Annotated in this window: 2 protein-coding genes; both read left to right on the top strand. The window is 75.6% G+C overall.

The features are described 5' to 3' along the window. Positions 1-496, top strand: a 496-nt coding sequence (locus GTW43_RS33980; protein WP_161305822.1) for a PDZ domain-containing protein, incomplete at its 5' end; no start/stop codon positions are given. 161 nt (positions 497-657) lie between these two features. Beyond that, the gene (locus tag GTW43_RS33975; RefSeq protein ID WP_161305821.1) at positions 658-1,785 is read left to right on the top strand and encodes an aminopeptidase P family protein; all 1,128 of its coding nucleotides are present in this window, start codon (positions 658-660) and stop codon (positions 1,783-1,785) included. Positions 1,786-1,793: the final 8 nt, after the last annotated feature.

The raw sequence follows: 1,793 nt of genomic DNA, 5'->3' as shown, positions 1-1,793 counted from the left end.
GTGCTGCGCCGTGGTCCTGGTGCTCGCCGGGGTCGGCCTCGGCACCGTCGGCACCGGGGTCGTCGCGCTCAGCCGGATGGCCGAGATGCAGCAGGCGCAGCAGCGGGCGGCGCCCTCGGGGCCGTCGTCCGGACACCCGTCGTCCGCGCGGCCGTCCGCCCCGCTGTCCACGCCGTCCGCCGGGGCCCCGGGGGCCTCGGCGGCGCCGGGACCGACCCGGCCGGCCGTCGGCAGCAGCCTCGGCGTGGAGGTCGTCGACGCACCCGGGGGCCCGGGCGCGCTCGTCGTGGCCGTGCACGTGCCCGGCCCCGGCTACACGGCGGGCCTGGTGCGCGGGGACGTCCTGCTGCACCTGGGCGCGGCCGCGGTCGGCTCGGCGAGCGACCTCGCCGCGGTCGTCGCGGACGCGCACCCCGGCCGCGAGCTGCGCGTCAAGGTCCGCCACGACAACGGCACGCGGCAGGATCTGACGGTCGTGCCCGGGGTCGTCACCTGACCCCTGCCGGGGGCACCGCCCCGCCGCGGGGCCCGCCCGACGGCCGCGGACAATGGAGTCGCGCGGTCCCCCGAGGGCGGGCAGGATGCTGCCCGTGGAGGTATCGCTCCACCGCGCGCAGACCCGCCGACGGACCCGCTCACCGCATGGAGGCACCGGACATGACGACCGGCACACCCGCGCCCTTCACCGCAGCCGACTACCGGGCCCGGATGGACCGTGCCGCACAGTCCGCCGCCGACGCCGGGCTCGCCGGTGTGCTCGTCGCTCCCGGCCCGGACCTCGTCTGGCTCACCGGCTACCACGTGCCCGCCGACACCGAGCGGCTCACGCTGCTCGTCCTGGCCGCGGGGCGGCGGCCCACGCTCGTCGTGCCCACCCTGGAGGCACCCGACGCCGCCAAGGCCGCGGGCGCCGACGCGATGACCCTGCACGACTGGACCGACGGCAAGAACCCGTACGAGGTGACCGCGCCGCTGATGGACGGCGCCGGCCGCTTCGGGGTCAGCGACAACGCCTGGGCGATGCACCTCCTCGGCCTGCAGAAGACCCTGCCCGGCACGTCGTACGTCTCGCTCACCGAGGCGCTGCCGATGCTCCGCGCGGTCAAGGACGCGGCCGAACTGGAGCGCCTCGCGGCGGCCGGCGCGGCCGCCGACGCCACGTACGAGGAGATCAGGAAGGTGCGCTTCTCCGGGCGCAGGGAGAGCGACATCGCACGCGAACTGGCGCGCCTGCTCCAGGAGTTCGGACACTCCCAGGTCGACTTCACGGTCGTCGGCTCCGGGCCCAACGGCGCCAACCCGCACCACGAGGCGAGCGACCGCGTCATCGAGCGGGGCGACATGGTCGTCCTCGACTTCGGCGGCCTCAAGCACGGCTACGGCTCCGACACCACCCGCACCGTGCACGTCGGCGAGCCGACCGCCGAGGAGCGCGAGGTCCACGACGTCGTGCGCGCGGCGCAGACCGCGGCCTGCGACGCCGTGCGGCCCGGCATCACCTGCCAGGACGTCGACCGCGCCGCCCGCCGGGTCATCACCGACGCCGGGTACGGCGATTACTTCATCCACCGCACCGGGCACGGCATCGGCGTCACCACGCACGAACCCCCGTACATGATCGAGGGCGAGGAGCAGGAGCTCGTGCCCGGCATGTGCTTCTCCGTCGAACCCGGTATCTACCTGCCCGGCCGCTTCGGCGTGCGCATCGAGGACATCGTCACCGTCACCGAGGACGGCGGCCGGCGCCTCAACGCCACGGCGCGGGACATGGCGATCGTGGACTGACCCGCCGT

Origin of the sequence: Streptomyces sp. SID5785 (assembly GCF_009870065.1) — a bacterium.
GTDB lineage: Bacteria > Actinomycetota > Actinomycetes > Streptomycetales > Streptomycetaceae > Streptomyces.
This window is presented reverse-complemented; position numbering and strand designations above follow the sequence as displayed.

What these genes read in the sequence shown, in the direction of transcription:
- GTW43_RS33975 (WP_161305821.1), top strand. Translation starts at nt 658, where the DNA reads ATGACGACCGGCACACCCGCGCCCTTCACCGCAGCCGACTACCGGGCC.